The sequence below is a fragment of the Streptomyces sp. Y1 genome, assembly GCF_041053115.1.
Taxonomy (GTDB): Bacteria; Actinomycetota; Actinomycetes; order Streptomycetales; family Streptomycetaceae; genus Kitasatospora; species Kitasatospora rubellomurina.
Genome location: NZ_CP163445.1, coordinates 3,415,109 through 3,428,794 on the forward strand (window position 1 = coordinate 3,415,109; position 13,686 = coordinate 3,428,794).

Here is a 13,686-nt window from a genome sequence, read left to right on the forward strand (position 1 = left end):
GGACCTGCCGCCTTCCGCCGCCCTGTACGTCGTAGGGGCATTCTTCCCTGCCCCACTGACTGCTCCGGACCACGGCCCCGCCGGAGCACCGCCGCGGGGAACGCCGAGGCCCGCCCCGCCGGATCGACGGGACGGGCCTCGGGACGGAGCGTCAGGAGTGGCCGAGCTCCTCGGCCGGGGCGTCCGGCTCGACCGAGCCGGAGGCGCGGTCCGGGTGCAGCTGCATCGGCTCGACGACCAGCTCGTCGAGGATCAGCTCGGCCGGCGCCGGCGGGGCCGGGATCACGGCCGCCTCGGAGTGCCCGCCGCAGCCGTACGCGAAGGAGACGATCTGCCCGTCCGCCGGGCCGAACTCGTTGCCGCACACGCCGAAGGCCTGCCCGAGCGAGCCGCCGATCGGGATCAGGAAGCCGCAGCTGACGCACGCCGCGGGCGCGGCCTGCGCCATCGGGGACTGCGGGCCGTGCGCCTTCTCCCAGCGGTCGGCGGCCAGGTGCAGGCCGAGCCGGGAGAGCACCCGGCTGCGGCCCATGCCGAGCTCCTCGGCGACGGCGTTGATCTGGGCGCGGGCCGGGGCGGGCTGCACGTGCGGGTCGGTGACGACCACGTCCTCGTCGGCCACCAGCGCGACCGCGGAGTTCGGCGCCGGCTCGTCCTCGCCGCTCCAGCCGGGCTCCAGCCGCTCGTCGTCGGCGCCGGTGGGCAGCAGGTCGCCGGGGCCCATGTCGCCGGGGCGCAGCCGCTCGCTCCACGGCACCCACTCGGGGGCGAGGACGGCGTCGGCGCCGGGCAGCAGCACGACCTCGTCCAGGGTGACGTTCTTGGCGCGCGGGGCCCGGGCGACGGTGACCGCCCAGTGCCAGCCGCGGTAGGCGGCGTCCAGGCACTCGAAGGTGTGGGTGACGACGCGGTCGGCGTCCGCCTGGACCCCGAGGTGCGGCCCGACGACCTCCGCACCGACGGCCTCCTCGGCTGCCTGACGGGCGAGTTCGACGGCCTCGGCACAGAGCCGGTCGGGGGTACGGCTTCGCATCGCAGCACTCACGGCGTCGATTCTCTCCCAGTTCTTCTGTCGCCCACGGCGTGTTTGCCTGTTCCGTCGCGGCTCGGTGGTCCCTGGTCCATTCTGCGCGACCGTGGCCCGCCGCGGTACCGGCCGCGCCGCTCGTCCGGGCCGGTCGGCGCCCCGGCCGCGGGGTAGGACCTTGGGCAGGCTACCCGCCGGTCGGCGCCCGGGCACAGTCCGGGGCGGGCGGGCGGTCCGCCGGGGGCCGCGCCGAGGGCCGCGCAATCCCGCGTCACCGCGGTGAATCTGGGGCAGGATGGGCTTGTGGCGGACGAGAAACCGTCGCAGCACGCACTGCGCGCCCCGCAGGCCGGCAGCCCCGACGACGCGGACGCCGTGCCGCGACGGCAGACCCCGGTCCTCGGCGCGGGCGAACCGCGGCCGGAGGGCGGCCCCGGGGCGCCCGGCACCCCGGTGAGCCTGGTCAAGCACCCGAAACCGGCCGAGCGGCCGCCGGCCGACGAGCCTCCTCCGGAGGAACCTCAGGACGAGGACCGGCTCGACGAGGACGCCCCCGAGCCCCGCCGCCACTTCCTGATCCGCACCGCCTCCGCCGCCGGCGCCCGCACCGGCAAGGTGGTGCACGGCACCGGCCGCCGGATCCGCCGCGCCACCTCCGCCGAGGGCGCCGGCGAGTCCGGCCTGGCGAAGCTGATCGAACTGCACGCGCTGAACTCCTTCGGCGACATGCTGATCACCGTCGCGCTGGCCTCGACCATCTTCTTCTCGGTGCCCACCGGCGAGGCCCGCGGCCGGGTCGCCCTCTACCTGCTGATCACGATGGCCCCCTTCGCCCTGCTCGCCCCGGTGATCGGCCCCCTGCTGGACCGGCTGCCGCACGGCCGCCGGGCCGCCATGGCGATGGCGATGCTCGCCCGCGCCGTCCTGGCCTGGACGATGGCCGGGGTGATCACCGGCGGCGGCCTCGCGCTCTACCCGGAGGCGCTGGGCGTGCTGGTCGCCTCCAAGGCGTACGGGGTGGTGCGCAGCGTGGTGGTGCCGCGGCTGCTGCCGAGCCGGCTGTCCCTGGTCAAGGCGAACTCCCGGGTCACCCTGGCCGGGCTGCTGGCCACCGGCGTGGCCGCCGGGGTGGGCGGGCTGCTGCACCTGATCGGGCCCGGCTGGCCGCTGCGCGGCGCGTTCCTGGTGTTCGTGGTCGGCACCCTGATGGCCTTCCACCTGCCGCACGAGGTCGACTCGGCGAAGGGCGAGCAGCGGGCCGTCCTGCACGCCGAGGTGCACGGCGAGGGCTCCCACCTCCTGCCCCACCGCACCCCGCCGGTCAAGGCCTCGCTGCGCACCGTCGGCCCGTCCGTGGTGCTGGCGCTGCGGGCCATGTCGGCGATGAAGTGGCTGGTCGGCTTCCTGGTGATGTTCCTGGCGTTCCTGCTGCGCACCGACCCGATCGGCGGACTGCGGCCGACCCTCGCCCTGGGCCTGGTGGCGCTGGCGGCGGGCACCGGCAACGCGCTGGGCTCGGTGCTGGGCTCCTGGCTGCGCACCCGGGGCCCGGAGGCGACGGTCACCGCGATGCTGCTGCTGGCCACCTGCGTGACGGCGGCGGCCGCGCTCTGGTACGGCGTGGTGACGGTGGTGCTGGTGGCGGGGGTGTCCGGGATGGCGGCCTCGCTGGGCAAGCTGGCCCTGGACGCGCTGATCCAGCGGGACGTCCCGGAGGCGGTGCGCACCTCGGCGTTCGCCCGCTCGGAGACGCTGATGCAGCTGTCCTGGGTGGCGGGCGGCGCGGTCGGCATCCTGCTGCCGCTGAACGGGGTGCTGGGCCTGTCGGTGGCCGCCGCGGTGGTCGGGCTGGTGCTGCTGTGGACGGCCCGCACCCTGCTGCGGGTGGGCCTGCGGCGGCGTCAGGCCGCGCCCCGGGTGGCCTGAGCGGCCGGTCGGGCCGCCCGCCCGGCAACACGCGGTGGCCACCCCCGCGTAGCGTGATCGCCCCGGCCCGGTAGATTCTGACCCATGAGCCTCAATCCCCGTGTCATCGCCGCCCTCGGCGCCGTCGTCGTGGTCGGCGCCGGCACGGTCGGCGGGTCCATCGCCGTCGCGTCCGACAAGCAGGAGATGAACGACCACCGCGTCACCCTGACGGTCGGCCGCTCCTCCTCGGCCCACGACCCGTTCTGCTACAACGACGGCAAGCCGCTGTCCGACGCCGACCAGGAGAAGTGCCTGGCGGACGCGAACAAGGCCTCCAAGGACGGCACCCTGCCGGGCTCCGACGTCAAGCTGAGCGACCGCGTCGGCATCGGCGTCTCCCCGCAGGTGGCGGACCAGGGCTGGATGGCGCTCAGCAACGGCGGCGGGGCGACCGGCAGCCGGCAGTTCCTGATCTCGGCCTACAGCAAGACCTCCACGTTCTCCGGCCTCCACCCGGCCGGCAGCGTGCTGAACAACAACGGGCAGCCGACGGTCATCACGGTGTTCGAGGGCGAGAAGGGCCTCGAGAACCCGACCGCCATCTGGTACTTCCAGCTGAACCCGCAGGACAGCTGACGGTCCTGCGATGACCGCGCAGACCGCGCCCGCCGTCACCGGCGCGCAGCACGAGCAGTCGGGCCCCGTACCGGCCCGGCTGCTCGTCGTCGTCGCGGTCCCGGCCGAGGCCGAGGCCGTCCTGCGCGGACTGCCCGGCCCCGCCGAGGCGCTGCCGCTGCCCGGCGGCGGGCTGTGGCGCTGCCCGGCGGCCGCCGTGGACGTGCTGGCGGCCGGCGTCGGCCCGGCGGCCGCCGCGGCCGGCGCCTCCGCCGCGCTGGCGGCGCGCCGCTACGCCCTGGCCGTCTCGGCCGGGATCGCCGGCGGCTTCGCCCCGCACGCCCCGGTCGGCGCCACCGTGCTGGCCGACGCGATCGTGGCCGCCGACCTCGGCGCCGAGACCGCGGAGGGCTTCGCCGACGTCGCCGAGCTGGGCTTCGGCACCGCCCGGCACACCCCGCCCCCGGCCGTCCTCGCGGCGGCCGTGAAGTCCCTGGACACGCCCGTCGTCGGCCCGGTGCTGACCGTCTCCACCGTCACCGGCAGCGCCGAGCGGGCCGCCGCGCTGGCCGCCCGTCACCCGGGCGCCGCGGCCGAGGCGATGGAGGGCTTCGGCGTGGCCGAGGCCGCCGCCCGGCACGGCGTGCCCGCCCTGGAACTGCGGACGGTGTCCAACCCCGTGGGCCCGCGCGACCGGGCCGCCTGGCGGATCGGCGAGGCCCTCGCCGCCCTGGAGCGGGCCTTCGCCGCGCTGCCCGTCCCCGTACTCATCGAGGAGGCCGGCCGTGGCTGAACGGCTGAGCATCGCGTACTCGCCCTGCCCGAACGACACCTTCGTCTTCCACGCCTGGGCGCACGGCCTGGTGCCCGGGGCGGACGCCCCCGAGGTGACCTTCGCCGACATCGACGTCACCAACGGCCTGGCCGAGCGCGGCGAACTCGACGTGCTGAAGATCAGCTACGGCGCGCTGCCGTGGGTCCTCGACGAGTACGCCCTGCTGCCCTGCGGCGGCGCGCTCGGGCGCGGCTGCGGCCCGCTGGTGCTCACCCTGCCGGGCGTCGACTCCCCCGAGGCACTGGCCGGCAGGACCGTCGCCGTCCCCTCCGAGCGCTCCACCGCCTACCTGCTGTTCCGGCTCTGGGCCGCGAAGGCCGTGCCGGGCGGCTTCGGCGAGATCGTCGTCCTGCCGTTCCACGAGATCATGCCCGCCGTCCGGGACGGCCGGGTGGACGCCGGCCTGGTCATCCACGAGGCCCGCTTCACCTACCAGCAGTACGGGCTGCACAGCCTCGCCGACATGGGCGAGGCCTGGGAGCGGGAGACCGGCCACCCGATCCCGCTCGGCGCGATCGTCGCCAGGCGTTCGCTCGGCGCCGAGCGGCTGCACGCCCTCGCCGAGACCGTCCGGGCCTCCGTCCGGCAGGCGTGGGCGGACCCCGCCGCCAGCCGGGAGTACGTGCTGGCGCACGCCCAGGAGATGGACCCGGACGTCGCCGACCAGCACATCGGGCTGTACGTCACCGAGTTCACCGAGGACCTCGGCGACGAGGGCTACGAGGCCGTCCGCGCGCTGCTCACCCGGGCCGCGGCGGAGGGGCTGGTGCCCCCGCTCGACCCGGGTGCGCTCGCGTTCCGGCCGTCCTGACCGGCCCCGGTCCTCGGACCGCCCGCACGTCTCACACCACTCGCACGGCTCGCACCGCGCGCACGGCTCGTACGCCTCACACGTCGAACTGGTCGGCCACCGCGCGCAGCAGGCCGGCCAGCTTCTGGCCGGTCGGCTTGGCCGGGTAGCGGCCGTGCTGGAGGCCCGGCAGCACCGCGTCCAGCGTGGTGATCAGGTCCTGGACGATCGGCGCCATGTCGTCGGCGCTGCGGCGCTGGGCGGCGGCCACCGAGGGCATCGCCTCCAGCAGCTGCACGGCCATCGCCTGGTCGCCGCGGTGGCCGGCGACCACGCCGAACTCGACCCGCTGGCCCGGCTTCAGCGACGTGATGCCGGCGGGCAGCGCCTTGGTGTGCACGAAGACGTCGCCGCCGTCGTCGCGCGACAGGAAGCCGAAGCCCTTCGTCTCGTTGAACCACTTGACCTGGCCGGTGGGCATCTCGAACAGTCCTCGAATGGGTGTGAGGGATTCCCGGCCCGGGCCGGGGATCACGGGGTGATGGGGAAACTGCGGCCGATCTCGACTCGGCGCCCGCGGGCGCTCACGGTCGGCACGCTGTCGGGAGCAGACTAACGGTCCGTCACGGCCTCATCCGCGTACCGCGAGGGATCGGCGGTCCAGGATCCGCTCGGGGCGGTGCGGACGCGGGGATCTCGCGCACACGGGCGACCCGGTCCTGGCACGGCCGGGGCGCGGCTCTGCACTGTCCATCGGCTCACACCCCCGGATCAGAGGACACGGGGCGCACCAGTCGCACCCCTCGGCATCCCGGGCATACCCCCGCTCAGCAGGGATCAAAACGCATCGCTGCCGGAAAACTGCGCAACGTGACCGGTCCGCTCCGGCGGACCGGCCCGGCGGCCGCTCTGCGAGACTGGTGGCAGCACAGCCCACCCCGAGGAGCGAGCAGTCGTGAGCAGCCAGAGCGCCGACCCCGGCGACGCGTACGTCAAGGCCGGGACGATCGTCTTCGGCGTCGGCGCGCTCGTCACGCTGGCCACCTTCGTGCCGCTGTTCCTGCACCTGACACGGCTGCCGACCGCCGCGTACTGGCTCAGCATGCTGATGCCGGCCGGCTTCCTGTGCGCGCTCGTCGGGCTGCTCCTGAACGCCCGGGCCCAGCGCCGCCGGGTACAGCCGTAGCGGTCCCTCAGCCCAGGTGCCCGGCGAGCCAGGCCGGGAAGGCGGTGAGGTCCGCCAGCACCACGTCGGCGCCCGCCGCGCGCAGCTCGTCCGCGCCGAACGGGCCGGTGGCCACCGCCACGGCGACGGCGTCCGCGTGCCTGGCGCCGCGGATGTCGCCGAGGTGGTCGCCGACGTAGACGCTCGCGCCGTGCGCGCGCAGCGCCTCCCCCTTGGTCTCCGCCCACAGGTCGCCGACCACCGCGTCCGCCGTCAGCCCGGCGTGCTCCAGGTGGAGGACGGCGTTCGGCTCGTACTTGCCGGTGATGACCGCGACCCGGCCGCCGTGCCCGCGCACCGCCTCGACGGCCTCGTGCGCGCCGGGCAGGGCCACGGTCGGGGCGAAGGCGTGGTCGCGGTAGAGCGTGCGGTAGCGGGTCGCGATCTCGTCCAGGTGCTCGGCCGGGAACCAGTTGCGCAGCTCGTCCAGCAGCGGCGGGCCGAGCCGGGTGACCACCAGGTCGGCGTCGATGAAGGCGCCGGTCTCGGCGGCGAGCGCCAGGTAGGTGGCGTGGATACCCGGCCGGGTGTCCAGCAGCGTCATGTCGAGGTCGAAGCCGACGGTGAGCGGGGCGGGCGCGGACGAGGTATCGGGCATGCCGCCAGGCTATCCAACCGATCGCCGCACCCGCCCCGGGCGCCGATCGGGCACTTAGCGGAAATCCACCCACCAATCCGGACATAATCGACGCACCCCGAAGCCCCGGCCGCCCGAGGACCCCGCCGATGCACCGCACCGCCCGCCGCACCCAGCTCACCCGTCGCGCCCTGCTCACCGGCCTCGGCGCGGCCGCCCTGGCCGGGTGCACCGGACGGCATCCGGCCGCGCCGACCACGGACGGCGTGGAGACGGCGGCGCAGCCCTCCCCCGCCCCGCTGCCGCAGGTCACCGTGACCGCCGCGACCGGCCCGGTCCTGGTCCCGGGCGCGCCGATGCGGGTGGTCGTGCTGGACACCGACGCCCTGGACTCGGCGCTGACCCTCGGCATCACGCCGGTCGGCGCCGCGCTCCCGGCCGGGGACACCGGCTTCCCGGACTACTGGCCGGCCTCCCGGGTGGCCGGCATCCGCCTGGTCGGCCCGGCCGGCGCCCCCGACCTGGCCGCCGTCCGCGCGCTGCGGCCGGACCTGCTGCTCTCCAACCAGACCCGCGACGGCGACCGGTACGAGCAACTGCGGGAGATCGCCCCGACCGTGCTCAGCCAGACCACCGGGGCGCCGTGGAAGGCCGACTTCCAGCTGCACGCGCAGGCGTTGAGCCGGGAGGCGGCCGCGGCGGCCTTCGTCGCCGCGTACCAGAAGCACGCGGGCCAGGTGGCGCAGGCGCTGTCGGCGGCCAAGCTGTCGGGGCGCAAGGTGAGCCTGGTGCGGTTCACGGCGGGCGGCGGGGTGCGGATGTTCGGGCGGCAGAGCTTCCCGGGGATCGTGCTCGCGGACGCGGGGGTGGCGCGGCCGGACGCGCAGAACACCGACCAGTCCGACGTCGAGCTGCCGCTGGACCAGCTCGCGCGCGCGGACGGCGACCTGCTGCTCTACGCCACGTACGGCGATCCGGCCGCGGCGGGCACCGCGGCGGTGCTGGCGAGCCCGGGCTGGCAGGCGCTGGGGGCGGTGCGGGCGCACCGGGCGTTCCCGGTGGACGACCAGCTGTGGTTCCAGGGCATGGGGTACACGGCCGCCAACTTCGTGCTGGACGAGCTGCAGCGCCTGCTCGGGGCCTGAGCCGGCCGGCGCCTCAGCGTGAACCCGCGTAGCGGGCCGGGGAGATGCCGACCGCGGCGGTGAAGTCCCTGGTGAGGTGGGCCTGGTCGGCGTACCCGAGCTCGGCGGCGAGCGCGGCCAGGTCCAACTCGCCGCCGGAAACCGCCCGTTGCGAGGCCTCGTGCAGCCGGGCGCGGCGCAGCACCCACTTCGGGGAGGCGCCGACGTACTCGGCGAACAGGCGCTGGAGGCGGCGCACGGGCAGGCCCGACTCCCGGGCCAGTTCGTCGACCCGGCGCAGGTCCGGCGAGCGGGTGATCCGGTCGACCAGGGCGGCGGCCTCCTCGGCGAGGGGGTCGGGCGCGGGCAGCCGGGGGCGGAGGAAGGCGTCGACGCGCCCGGCGTCCGGCGCGCCGTCGACCAACTCCTCGTTGAGCCGGTCGACTTCGGGCCCGAAGTAGTCGGCGGCGGGGACGGACCGGTCGGCGAGGTCGCTCACCGGGTGCCCGGCGAGGCCGCGGAACGCGCCGGGGAGGAACCGGACGCCCAGCACGTGCCCGGCGCCCTCCAGCCGGCGGACGAACAGCGAGCGGTCCACCCCGTACACCCGGGCCCGGGGCGCCTCCAGGACCAGGTGGACGTTGGGGTGGGAGAGCACCTTCTGCTCGTACGGGGCACGGCCGTTCAGGTCCCAGCGCACCAGCCAGTAGTACTCGACGAACCGCGCCACCTCGGGGTGCGGGGCGAGCCGCTCGACGGTGATCAGTTCGGCGGCCCGGGCGGGGTGGAGCACGCCGCGGCCGAGCTCGGGTGAGTCCATGACCGCCAGCGTAGGACGTGTCGCGTTTCTTCAAGACCGGGCGGCACCGGCCCGCGCAGGATCGGGGGCATGACCGTTCACCCGATGCACCCCTTCCTGGCCCGCGCCGCCGCCCTCGCCGCCGGAGCGGCCGCCGCCGTCCCGGCCGGGCAGCCGCTGGACGCGCCGACTCCCTGCACGGAGTTCGACACCCGGGCGCTGATCAACCACTGGGTGCTGTACACCGGGCACGGCCTGGAGCACCGGGCCCGGCGCACCGAGCTGCCCGGGGAGCTGATCGCCCGCGACTTCGCCGCCGACGCCGACTGGCGCGCGGCGTACGCGGCGCAGCTGGAGCGGGCCGTCGCGGCCTGGGAGGCGCCGGCCGCGTGGGAGGGCGAGGTCGACCTCGGCGGGTCGCCGGTGCCGGCGGTGGGGATCGCCCGGATGCTGCTCCTGGAGCTGGTGCTGCACGCCTGGGACGTCGCCGTGGCGACCGGCGGGCAGGTCGCGGTCGACGACGAACTCGCCGCGCTGGTGCGGGAGATCGCCGAGGAGAACGCCGAACTGTACCGCCAGTACGCGGGCTTCGCCGGGGCGGTCGCGCTGCCGGAGGGCGCCTGCGCGTGGGAGCACGCGCTGGCCGCCTCCGGCCGCGACCCGCGCTGGAAGGCCTAGCCCGGGGAGGCCTCGCCGGGCTCCTGCGAGGTGGTGTGCACGACCCGGTCGCAGACGTGGCACACGGCGGGGCCGCCCTGCCGCCACCAGCGGCAGGTCGGGCGGACGGCGCACGGCGGCAGCGGGCCGCCCCGGCCGTCCGCGCCGGCCTCCTGCGCGGCGCCCGCCAGCGCGTCGCCGATCGAGCACCGCTCCGCCACCCACTGACCGCAGGCCGCCCCGACGCAGGGCCCGGCGAAGCGGAATCGCGCCTCCGGCGGACGCAGGCCGGGGGCGGCGGCCCGGGCCGCGAACTCGGCGTCCACCGTCAGCGGCCGACGCAGCGCGGCGACGGTCCCGTCCGGCCGGACGATGCCGAGCAGCAGGTGGCCCGGCGCGCAGAGACTGCTCGGGCACGTCACCCCTGCCCCGGCCGCCCCGGCCTCGGCGTCGCCCACTACTTCTCCGGCGCCATGACGATCCCGATCGGACCCGGCCGCTTGATCACCGCCTCCACCGCGTCGCGCAGGCCTCCGTGCTCGCCGAACGGCACCTCGTGCAGCGGGTGCGCGAGGTCGAGCGACGCGACCTCGCTGAGGACGGCCCTGCGCACCGCCTCACCGATCCGCTCCAGCACCTCGTGCGGCAGATCCCCCTGGACGGTGACCCGCAGTCCTTCCTTGGCCATGGCGTTTCCTTCCCTCGGGGCGGTCGGCCGGCGGCCCGACGGCGCCGGCTCACCGACGACGCTGTCACCGGGCCCCGGGCCGGGCGAGCGCTGCTGGCCGATTGGAGTGAGCCGGCTACGGCCTCGCGGCGCGCTCGGCCTCGGGGGCCCGAACGGCTTCGGGAACACCCGCCGTCCGGGCTCCCGGCCGCAGGGCGAGGACCAGGACGGCCAGCCCCGCGAAGATCGCCGCCGCGACGAGGCCGGTGACGTGCAGGCTCGCGGTGAACGCCGCCCGCGCGCCGCGCAGCAGCTCCGCGCCCCGGTCGGCGGGCAGGTGCTCGGCGGCGGCGAGCGCGCCGGCCAGCGAGTCCGAGCCGCCACCCGCCCGGTCCCGGTAGACCACCGCGGCGAGCACCCCGAGCAGCGCGAAGCCGAGCGAGCCGCCGAAGTAGTTGCCGGTCTCCGACATCGACGCGGCCGAGCCGGCCCGCTCGGGCGGCACGGACCCCATGACCAGCCCGGTGCCCAGCGCGAACAGCGGCCCGGTGCCCAGCGCCAGGACGGCGATGCCGGCCATCACCAGCGGCAGCGAGCCCGGCCCGTCGACGCCGACCAGCAGCAGGGCGCCGAGCGCCGACACCGCGAGGCCGCCCGCGATCGCGGTGGTCTGCGGCACCCGCCCGGCGAGGGCCGGCGCCGTCATCGTCCCGACCGCGACGCCCAGGCCCATCGGGGCGAACAGCAGCGCCGACACGACCGGGGAGTGGCCCAGTACGCCCTGCAGGTACTGGGTCACCAGCAGGCCCGTCCCGGCCATCGCGACACCGGCGAGGACCAGCGAGACCAGCACCGCCGCGAACGGGCGGCCGCGCAGCAGGCGCAGGTCCAGCAGCGGGGTCTCCAGCCGCAGTTGCCGCCGGACGAAGACGGCGCCGACCGCCGCGCCCAGGACCAGCGCCGCCGCCGGGACGACCGCCCCGCCCGAAGTGCCCCGCACGGCCAGCTGCTTGATGCCGTAGACCGTCGGCAGCACCGCGGCGAGCGACAGCGCGACGCTGGTCGGGTCGAGCCGTCCGGCCGCGCCGCCCCGGAACTCCGGCAGCACGAACGGCCCGGCGAGCAGCAGCACCGCCATCGGCGGGACGGCGGCCAGGAAGACCGACCCCCACCAGAAGTGCTGCAGCAGCAGTCCGGCCAGCACCGGCCCGGCCGCGCCGCCGGCGAACTGGCAGGTGGCCCACAGCGCGATGGCCCGGCCGCGCTCGCGGTCGTCCCGGAACAGGTTGGTGATCAGCGCGAGGGTGGACGGGGCGAGGGTCGCCCCGGCGACGCCCAGCAGCGCCCGGACGACGATCAGCATCAGCGGCCCGGTCGCGAAGGCCGCGACGACGGACAGCGCCGCGAACGCCGCCGCGCCGCCCAGCAGCAGCCGGCGGCGGCCGATCCGGTCGCCGAGCGTGCCCATGGTGATGACCAGGCCGGCCACCATCAGCCCGTAGCCGTCGCTGATCCACAGCTGCTGGACGTTGTCGGCCCCCAGGTCGGCGCTCAGCCGGGGCAGCGCGAGGAGCAGTGCCGTCGTGTCCATCGCGACGATCAGGGTCGGCAGCATGAGGACGGCCAGTCCCAGCCGTGCCCGGGTGACTCGCATCTCGGGAACTCCGTGTTCTCTCGGGTCGTGGAGCGTTCGGACCGGGGTCGGAGCGGCCGGGCGTTTCTTGACACCGGCGCGGCCGTTCGCGGTGGCCGGAAAAGTCGTGGGAGATTTCCGCCGCGGGACGTCAAGAAGGCGGCGGCCGCTCCGACCACCCGTCGAAGGGCCCCGCCGGGGCCCGCGCACCCGAGGGAGTCCCGAGATGAAGTTCCTGATCAGCCTGCACATCAACCCGGCCGTGCTGGAGGCGCTGACCGACGAGGAGAAGGCCGCGATCGGCGCCGGCCACGGCGCGTTCATCGAGGACCTGAAGGCGTCCGGTGAGCTGATCACCACGCAGGCCCTGGTCGACCCGGCGCAGGCGGCCGTGGTGACCGTCCGCGGCGGGCAGCCGGTCGTCACCGACGGCCCGTTCCTGGAGGCCAAGGAGTTCCTCGGCGGCTTCTACCTGGTCGACTGCGAGGACCGGGAGCGCGCGATCGAGCTGGCCGCGCGCATCCCGGACGCCGCCGTCGAGGGCCTGGGTGTCGAGGTGCGGCAGGTGATGTTCTCCGACGGACACTTGGAGGCATGACAGCACCGGACTTCGAGGGCCTGCTGCGCGAGCTCGCGCCGCAGGTCCTCGGCACCTTGGTACGCCGCTACGGGCAGTTCGAGGGCTGCGAGGACGCCGTGCAGGAGGCCGTCCTCGCCGCGACCGTCCAGTGGCCCGAGGAGGGGGTGCCGGGCAGTCCGCGCGGCTGGCTGGTGACGGTCGCCTCCCGGCGGTACGTCGACCAGCTGCGCAGCGACCACGCGCGCCGCGCACGCGAGGCGGCGACGGCCGCCGAACCCGCACCGCCCGAGGACGTGCCGGACACCGACGACACGCTGCTCCTGCTGTTCCTGTGCTGCCACCCCACGCTGACCGCCGCCTCCCGGACGGCGCTCACCCTGCGGGCGGTCGGCGGGCTGACCACGGCCGAGATCGCCCGCGCGTTCCTGGTGCCGGAGGCGACGATGGCGGCCCGGATCAGCCGGGCCAAGCAGCGGATCCGGGCGGCCGGCAGCAGGTTCGAGCTGCCGGCCGGCCCGGAGCGGGAGGAGCGGCTGCGGGTCGTCCTCCAGGTGCTCTACCTGATCTTCAACGAGGGCTACACCGCCTCCTCGGGGACCGACCTCACCCGCCCGGACCTCGCGGGCGAGGCGATCCGCCTCACCCGCCTGGTGCACGCGCAGCTGCCCGAGGACGGCGAGGTCTCCGGGCTGCTCGCGCTGATGCTGCTCACCCACGCCCGCCGGGCGGCCCGGACGACGGCCGCCGGGGACCTGGTGCCGTTGGCCGAGCAGGACCGCACGGCGTGGGACGGCGCGATGGTCGAGGAGGGCACCGCCCTGGTGAAGGCCTCGCTGGCGGGCCCGGTGCTCGGCCCGTACCAGCTGCAGGCCGCGATCGCGGCCACCCACGCCGACGCGGCCGAGGCCGAGGAGACCGACTGGCGGCAGGTGCACGCGCTCTACCTGATCCTGGAGCGCATCGCGCCCAACCCGATGGTCACGCTCAACCGGGCGATCGCCCTGGCCGAGGTGGCGGGCCCGGACGCCGGGCTGGCCCTGCTGGCGGCCCTGGACGGCGACGCGCGGATGGCCGGGCACCACCGGCTGCTCTCCGTCCGGGCGCACCTGCTGGAGCGCACCGGCGACACCGCCGGGGCGTACGAGCACTACCTGCGCGCCGCGAAGGCCACGGCCAGTCTCGCCGAGCGCCGGCACCTGGAAGCCCGGGCCGGGCGGGTACGGCCGGGCCAACTGCCGTGAGAGCATCG

The 13,686-nt window shown here is 76.0% G+C and carries 16 protein-coding genes; 9 read left to right on the forward strand and 7 right to left on the reverse strand.

The annotated features are described in order from the left end of the window. Positions 1 to 151: 151 nt before the first annotated feature. Positions 152 to 1,033 carry a DUF3027 domain-containing protein gene (locus AB2U05_RS14320; protein WP_045692350.1) on the reverse strand — a complete coding sequence of 294 codons (882 nt, stop codon included), beginning with the start codon at positions 1,031 to 1,033 and terminating at the stop codon, positions 152 to 154. Between the two features lie 609 nt (positions 1,034 to 1,642). On the opposite strand from AB2U05_RS14320, the gene AB2U05_RS14325 reads away from it, so the two are divergent. From AB2U05_RS14325 to AB2U05_RS14340, 4 genes are all read left to right on the forward strand, one after another. Beyond that, positions 1,643 to 2,953, forward strand: a complete 1,311-nt coding sequence (locus tag AB2U05_RS14325; protein ID WP_107072838.1) for an MFS transporter — start codon at positions 1,643 to 1,645, stop codon at positions 2,951 to 2,953. An 84-nt stretch (positions 2,954 to 3,037) separates the two neighbouring features. Then, positions 3,038 to 3,571 (forward strand): hypothetical protein, encoded by a 534-nt coding sequence (locus AB2U05_RS14330; RefSeq protein ID WP_045692349.1) that lies wholly within the window; start codon positions 3,038 to 3,040, stop codon positions 3,569 to 3,571. A gap of 10 nt (positions 3,572 to 3,581) precedes the next feature. Beyond that, the gene (locus AB2U05_RS14335; RefSeq protein WP_052707102.1) at positions 3,582 to 4,343 is read left to right on the forward strand and encodes a futalosine hydrolase; all 762 of its coding nucleotides are present in this window, start codon (positions 3,582 to 3,584) and stop codon (positions 4,341 to 4,343) included. Next, entirely contained in the window at positions 4,336 to 5,196 is an 861-nt protein-coding gene (locus AB2U05_RS14340; RefSeq protein ID WP_045692348.1) for a 1,4-dihydroxy-6-naphthoate synthase, read from the forward strand. Before AB2U05_RS14335 ends, AB2U05_RS14340 begins: the two co-directional genes overlap by 8 nt. 76 nt (positions 5,197 to 5,272) lie before the next feature. On the opposite strand, the gene AB2U05_RS14345 is transcribed toward AB2U05_RS14340, so the two are convergent. Next, on the reverse strand, positions 5,273 to 5,656 hold the full coding sequence (locus tag AB2U05_RS14345) for a cold-shock protein (RefSeq protein ID WP_045692347.1): 384 nt from the start codon (positions 5,654 to 5,656) through the stop codon (positions 5,273 to 5,275). A gap of 474 nt (positions 5,657 to 6,130) precedes the next feature. Between AB2U05_RS14345 and AB2U05_RS14350 the strand changes: the two genes are divergently transcribed. Next, positions 6,131 to 6,361: a hypothetical protein gene (locus tag AB2U05_RS14350; protein WP_045692346.1), complete on the forward strand. Its 231-nt coding sequence runs from the start codon at positions 6,131 to 6,133 to the stop codon at positions 6,359 to 6,361. Between the two features lie 7 nt (positions 6,362 to 6,368). Here the strand turns inward: AB2U05_RS14350 and AB2U05_RS14355 are convergent, their stop codons facing one another. After that, positions 6,369 to 6,998, reverse strand: a complete 630-nt coding sequence (locus AB2U05_RS14355) for an HAD family hydrolase (RefSeq protein WP_369183403.1) — start codon at positions 6,996 to 6,998, stop codon at positions 6,369 to 6,371. A 128-nt stretch (positions 6,999 to 7,126) separates the two neighbouring features. Here AB2U05_RS14355 and AB2U05_RS14360 point away from each other — a divergent pair, with 128 nt between their 5' ends. Further along, positions 7,127 to 8,122 carry an ABC transporter substrate-binding protein gene (locus AB2U05_RS14360; RefSeq protein WP_369183404.1) on the forward strand — a complete coding sequence of 332 codons (996 nt, stop codon included), beginning with the start codon at positions 7,127 to 7,129 and terminating at the stop codon, positions 8,120 to 8,122. Positions 8,123 to 8,135: 13 nt separating this feature from the next. On the opposite strand, the gene AB2U05_RS14365 is transcribed toward AB2U05_RS14360, so the two are convergent. After that, positions 8,136 to 8,921, reverse strand: a complete 786-nt coding sequence (locus AB2U05_RS14365; RefSeq protein WP_045692343.1) for an AraC family transcriptional regulator — start codon at positions 8,919 to 8,921, stop codon at positions 8,136 to 8,138. A gap of 69 nt (positions 8,922 to 8,990) precedes the next feature. On the opposite strand from AB2U05_RS14365, the gene AB2U05_RS14370 reads away from it, so the two are divergent. Beyond that, entirely contained in the window at positions 8,991 to 9,578 is a 588-nt protein-coding gene (locus AB2U05_RS14370; RefSeq protein ID WP_369183405.1) for a TIGR03086 family metal-binding protein, read from the forward strand. Here AB2U05_RS14370 and AB2U05_RS14375 read toward each other — a convergent pair. From AB2U05_RS14375 to AB2U05_RS14385, 3 genes are all read right to left on the reverse strand, one after another. Beyond that, positions 9,575 to 10,015 carry a hypothetical protein gene (locus AB2U05_RS14375; protein WP_369183406.1) on the reverse strand — a complete coding sequence of 147 codons (441 nt, stop codon included), beginning with the start codon at positions 10,013 to 10,015 and terminating at the stop codon, positions 9,575 to 9,577. The two genes, AB2U05_RS14370 and AB2U05_RS14375, sit on opposite strands and share 4 nt — an antisense overlap. Then, positions 10,015 to 10,245: a hypothetical protein gene (locus AB2U05_RS14380; protein ID WP_045709903.1), complete on the reverse strand. Its 231-nt coding sequence runs from the start codon at positions 10,243 to 10,245 to the stop codon at positions 10,015 to 10,017. The genes AB2U05_RS14375 and AB2U05_RS14380 overlap by 1 nt, the downstream gene beginning before the upstream one ends. A gap of 115 nt (positions 10,246 to 10,360) precedes the next feature. After that, positions 10,361 to 11,878: an MFS transporter gene (locus tag AB2U05_RS14385; RefSeq protein ID WP_369183407.1), complete on the reverse strand. Its 1,518-nt coding sequence runs from the start codon at positions 11,876 to 11,878 to the stop codon at positions 10,361 to 10,363. Positions 11,879 to 12,083: 205 nt separating this feature from the next. On the opposite strand from AB2U05_RS14385, the gene AB2U05_RS14390 reads away from it, so the two are divergent. Continuing rightward, the gene (locus AB2U05_RS14390; RefSeq protein WP_045692338.1) at positions 12,084 to 12,455 is read left to right on the forward strand and encodes a YciI family protein; all 372 of its coding nucleotides are present in this window, start codon (positions 12,084 to 12,086) and stop codon (positions 12,453 to 12,455) included. Further along, positions 12,452 to 13,678, forward strand: coding sequence for an RNA polymerase sigma factor (locus tag AB2U05_RS14395; RefSeq protein WP_369183408.1), 1,227 nt, complete (start codon positions 12,452 to 12,454; stop codon positions 13,676 to 13,678). Before AB2U05_RS14390 ends, AB2U05_RS14395 begins: the two co-directional genes overlap by 4 nt. The last annotated feature ends 8 nt before the right edge of the window (positions 13,679 to 13,686 follow it).

Excerpts from the sequence above, each read along its gene's own strand:
- AB2U05_RS14355 (WP_369183403.1), bottom strand. The coding sequence starts at position 6,998 with ATGCCCGATACCTCGTCCGCGCCCGCCCCGCTCACCGTCGGCTTCGAC.
- AB2U05_RS14385 (WP_369183407.1), bottom strand. The coding sequence starts at position 11,878 with ATGCGAGTCACCCGGGCACGGCTGGGACTGGCCGTCCTCATGCTGCCG.
- AB2U05_RS14360 (WP_369183404.1), top strand. The coding sequence starts at position 7,127 with ATGCACCGCACCGCCCGCCGCACCCAGCTCACCCGTCGCGCCCTGCTC.
- AB2U05_RS14345 (WP_045692347.1), bottom strand. The coding sequence starts at position 5,656 with ATGCCCACCGGCCAGGTCAAGTGGTTCAACGAGACGAAGGGCTTCGGC.
- AB2U05_RS14365 (WP_045692343.1), bottom strand. The coding sequence starts at position 8,921 with ATGGACTCACCCGAGCTCGGCCGCGGCGTGCTCCACCCCGCCCGGGCC.
- AB2U05_RS14390 (WP_045692338.1), top strand. The coding sequence starts at position 12,084 with ATGAAGTTCCTGATCAGCCTGCACATCAACCCGGCCGTGCTGGAGGCG.
- AB2U05_RS14335 (WP_052707102.1), top strand. The coding sequence starts at position 3,582 with ATGACCGCGCAGACCGCGCCCGCCGTCACCGGCGCGCAGCACGAGCAG.
- AB2U05_RS14370 (WP_369183405.1), top strand. The coding sequence starts at position 8,991 with ATGACCGTTCACCCGATGCACCCCTTCCTGGCCCGCGCCGCCGCCCTC.
- AB2U05_RS14330 (WP_045692349.1), top strand. The coding sequence starts at position 3,038 with ATGAGCCTCAATCCCCGTGTCATCGCCGCCCTCGGCGCCGTCGTCGTG.
- AB2U05_RS14380 (WP_045709903.1), bottom strand. The coding sequence starts at position 10,245 with ATGGCCAAGGAAGGACTGCGGGTCACCGTCCAGGGGGATCTGCCGCAC.
- AB2U05_RS14395 (WP_369183408.1), top strand. The coding sequence starts at position 12,452 with ATGACAGCACCGGACTTCGAGGGCCTGCTGCGCGAGCTCGCGCCGCAG.
- AB2U05_RS14320 (WP_045692350.1), bottom strand. The coding sequence starts at position 1,033 with ATGCGAAGCCGTACCCCCGACCGGCTCTGTGCCGAGGCCGTCGAACTC.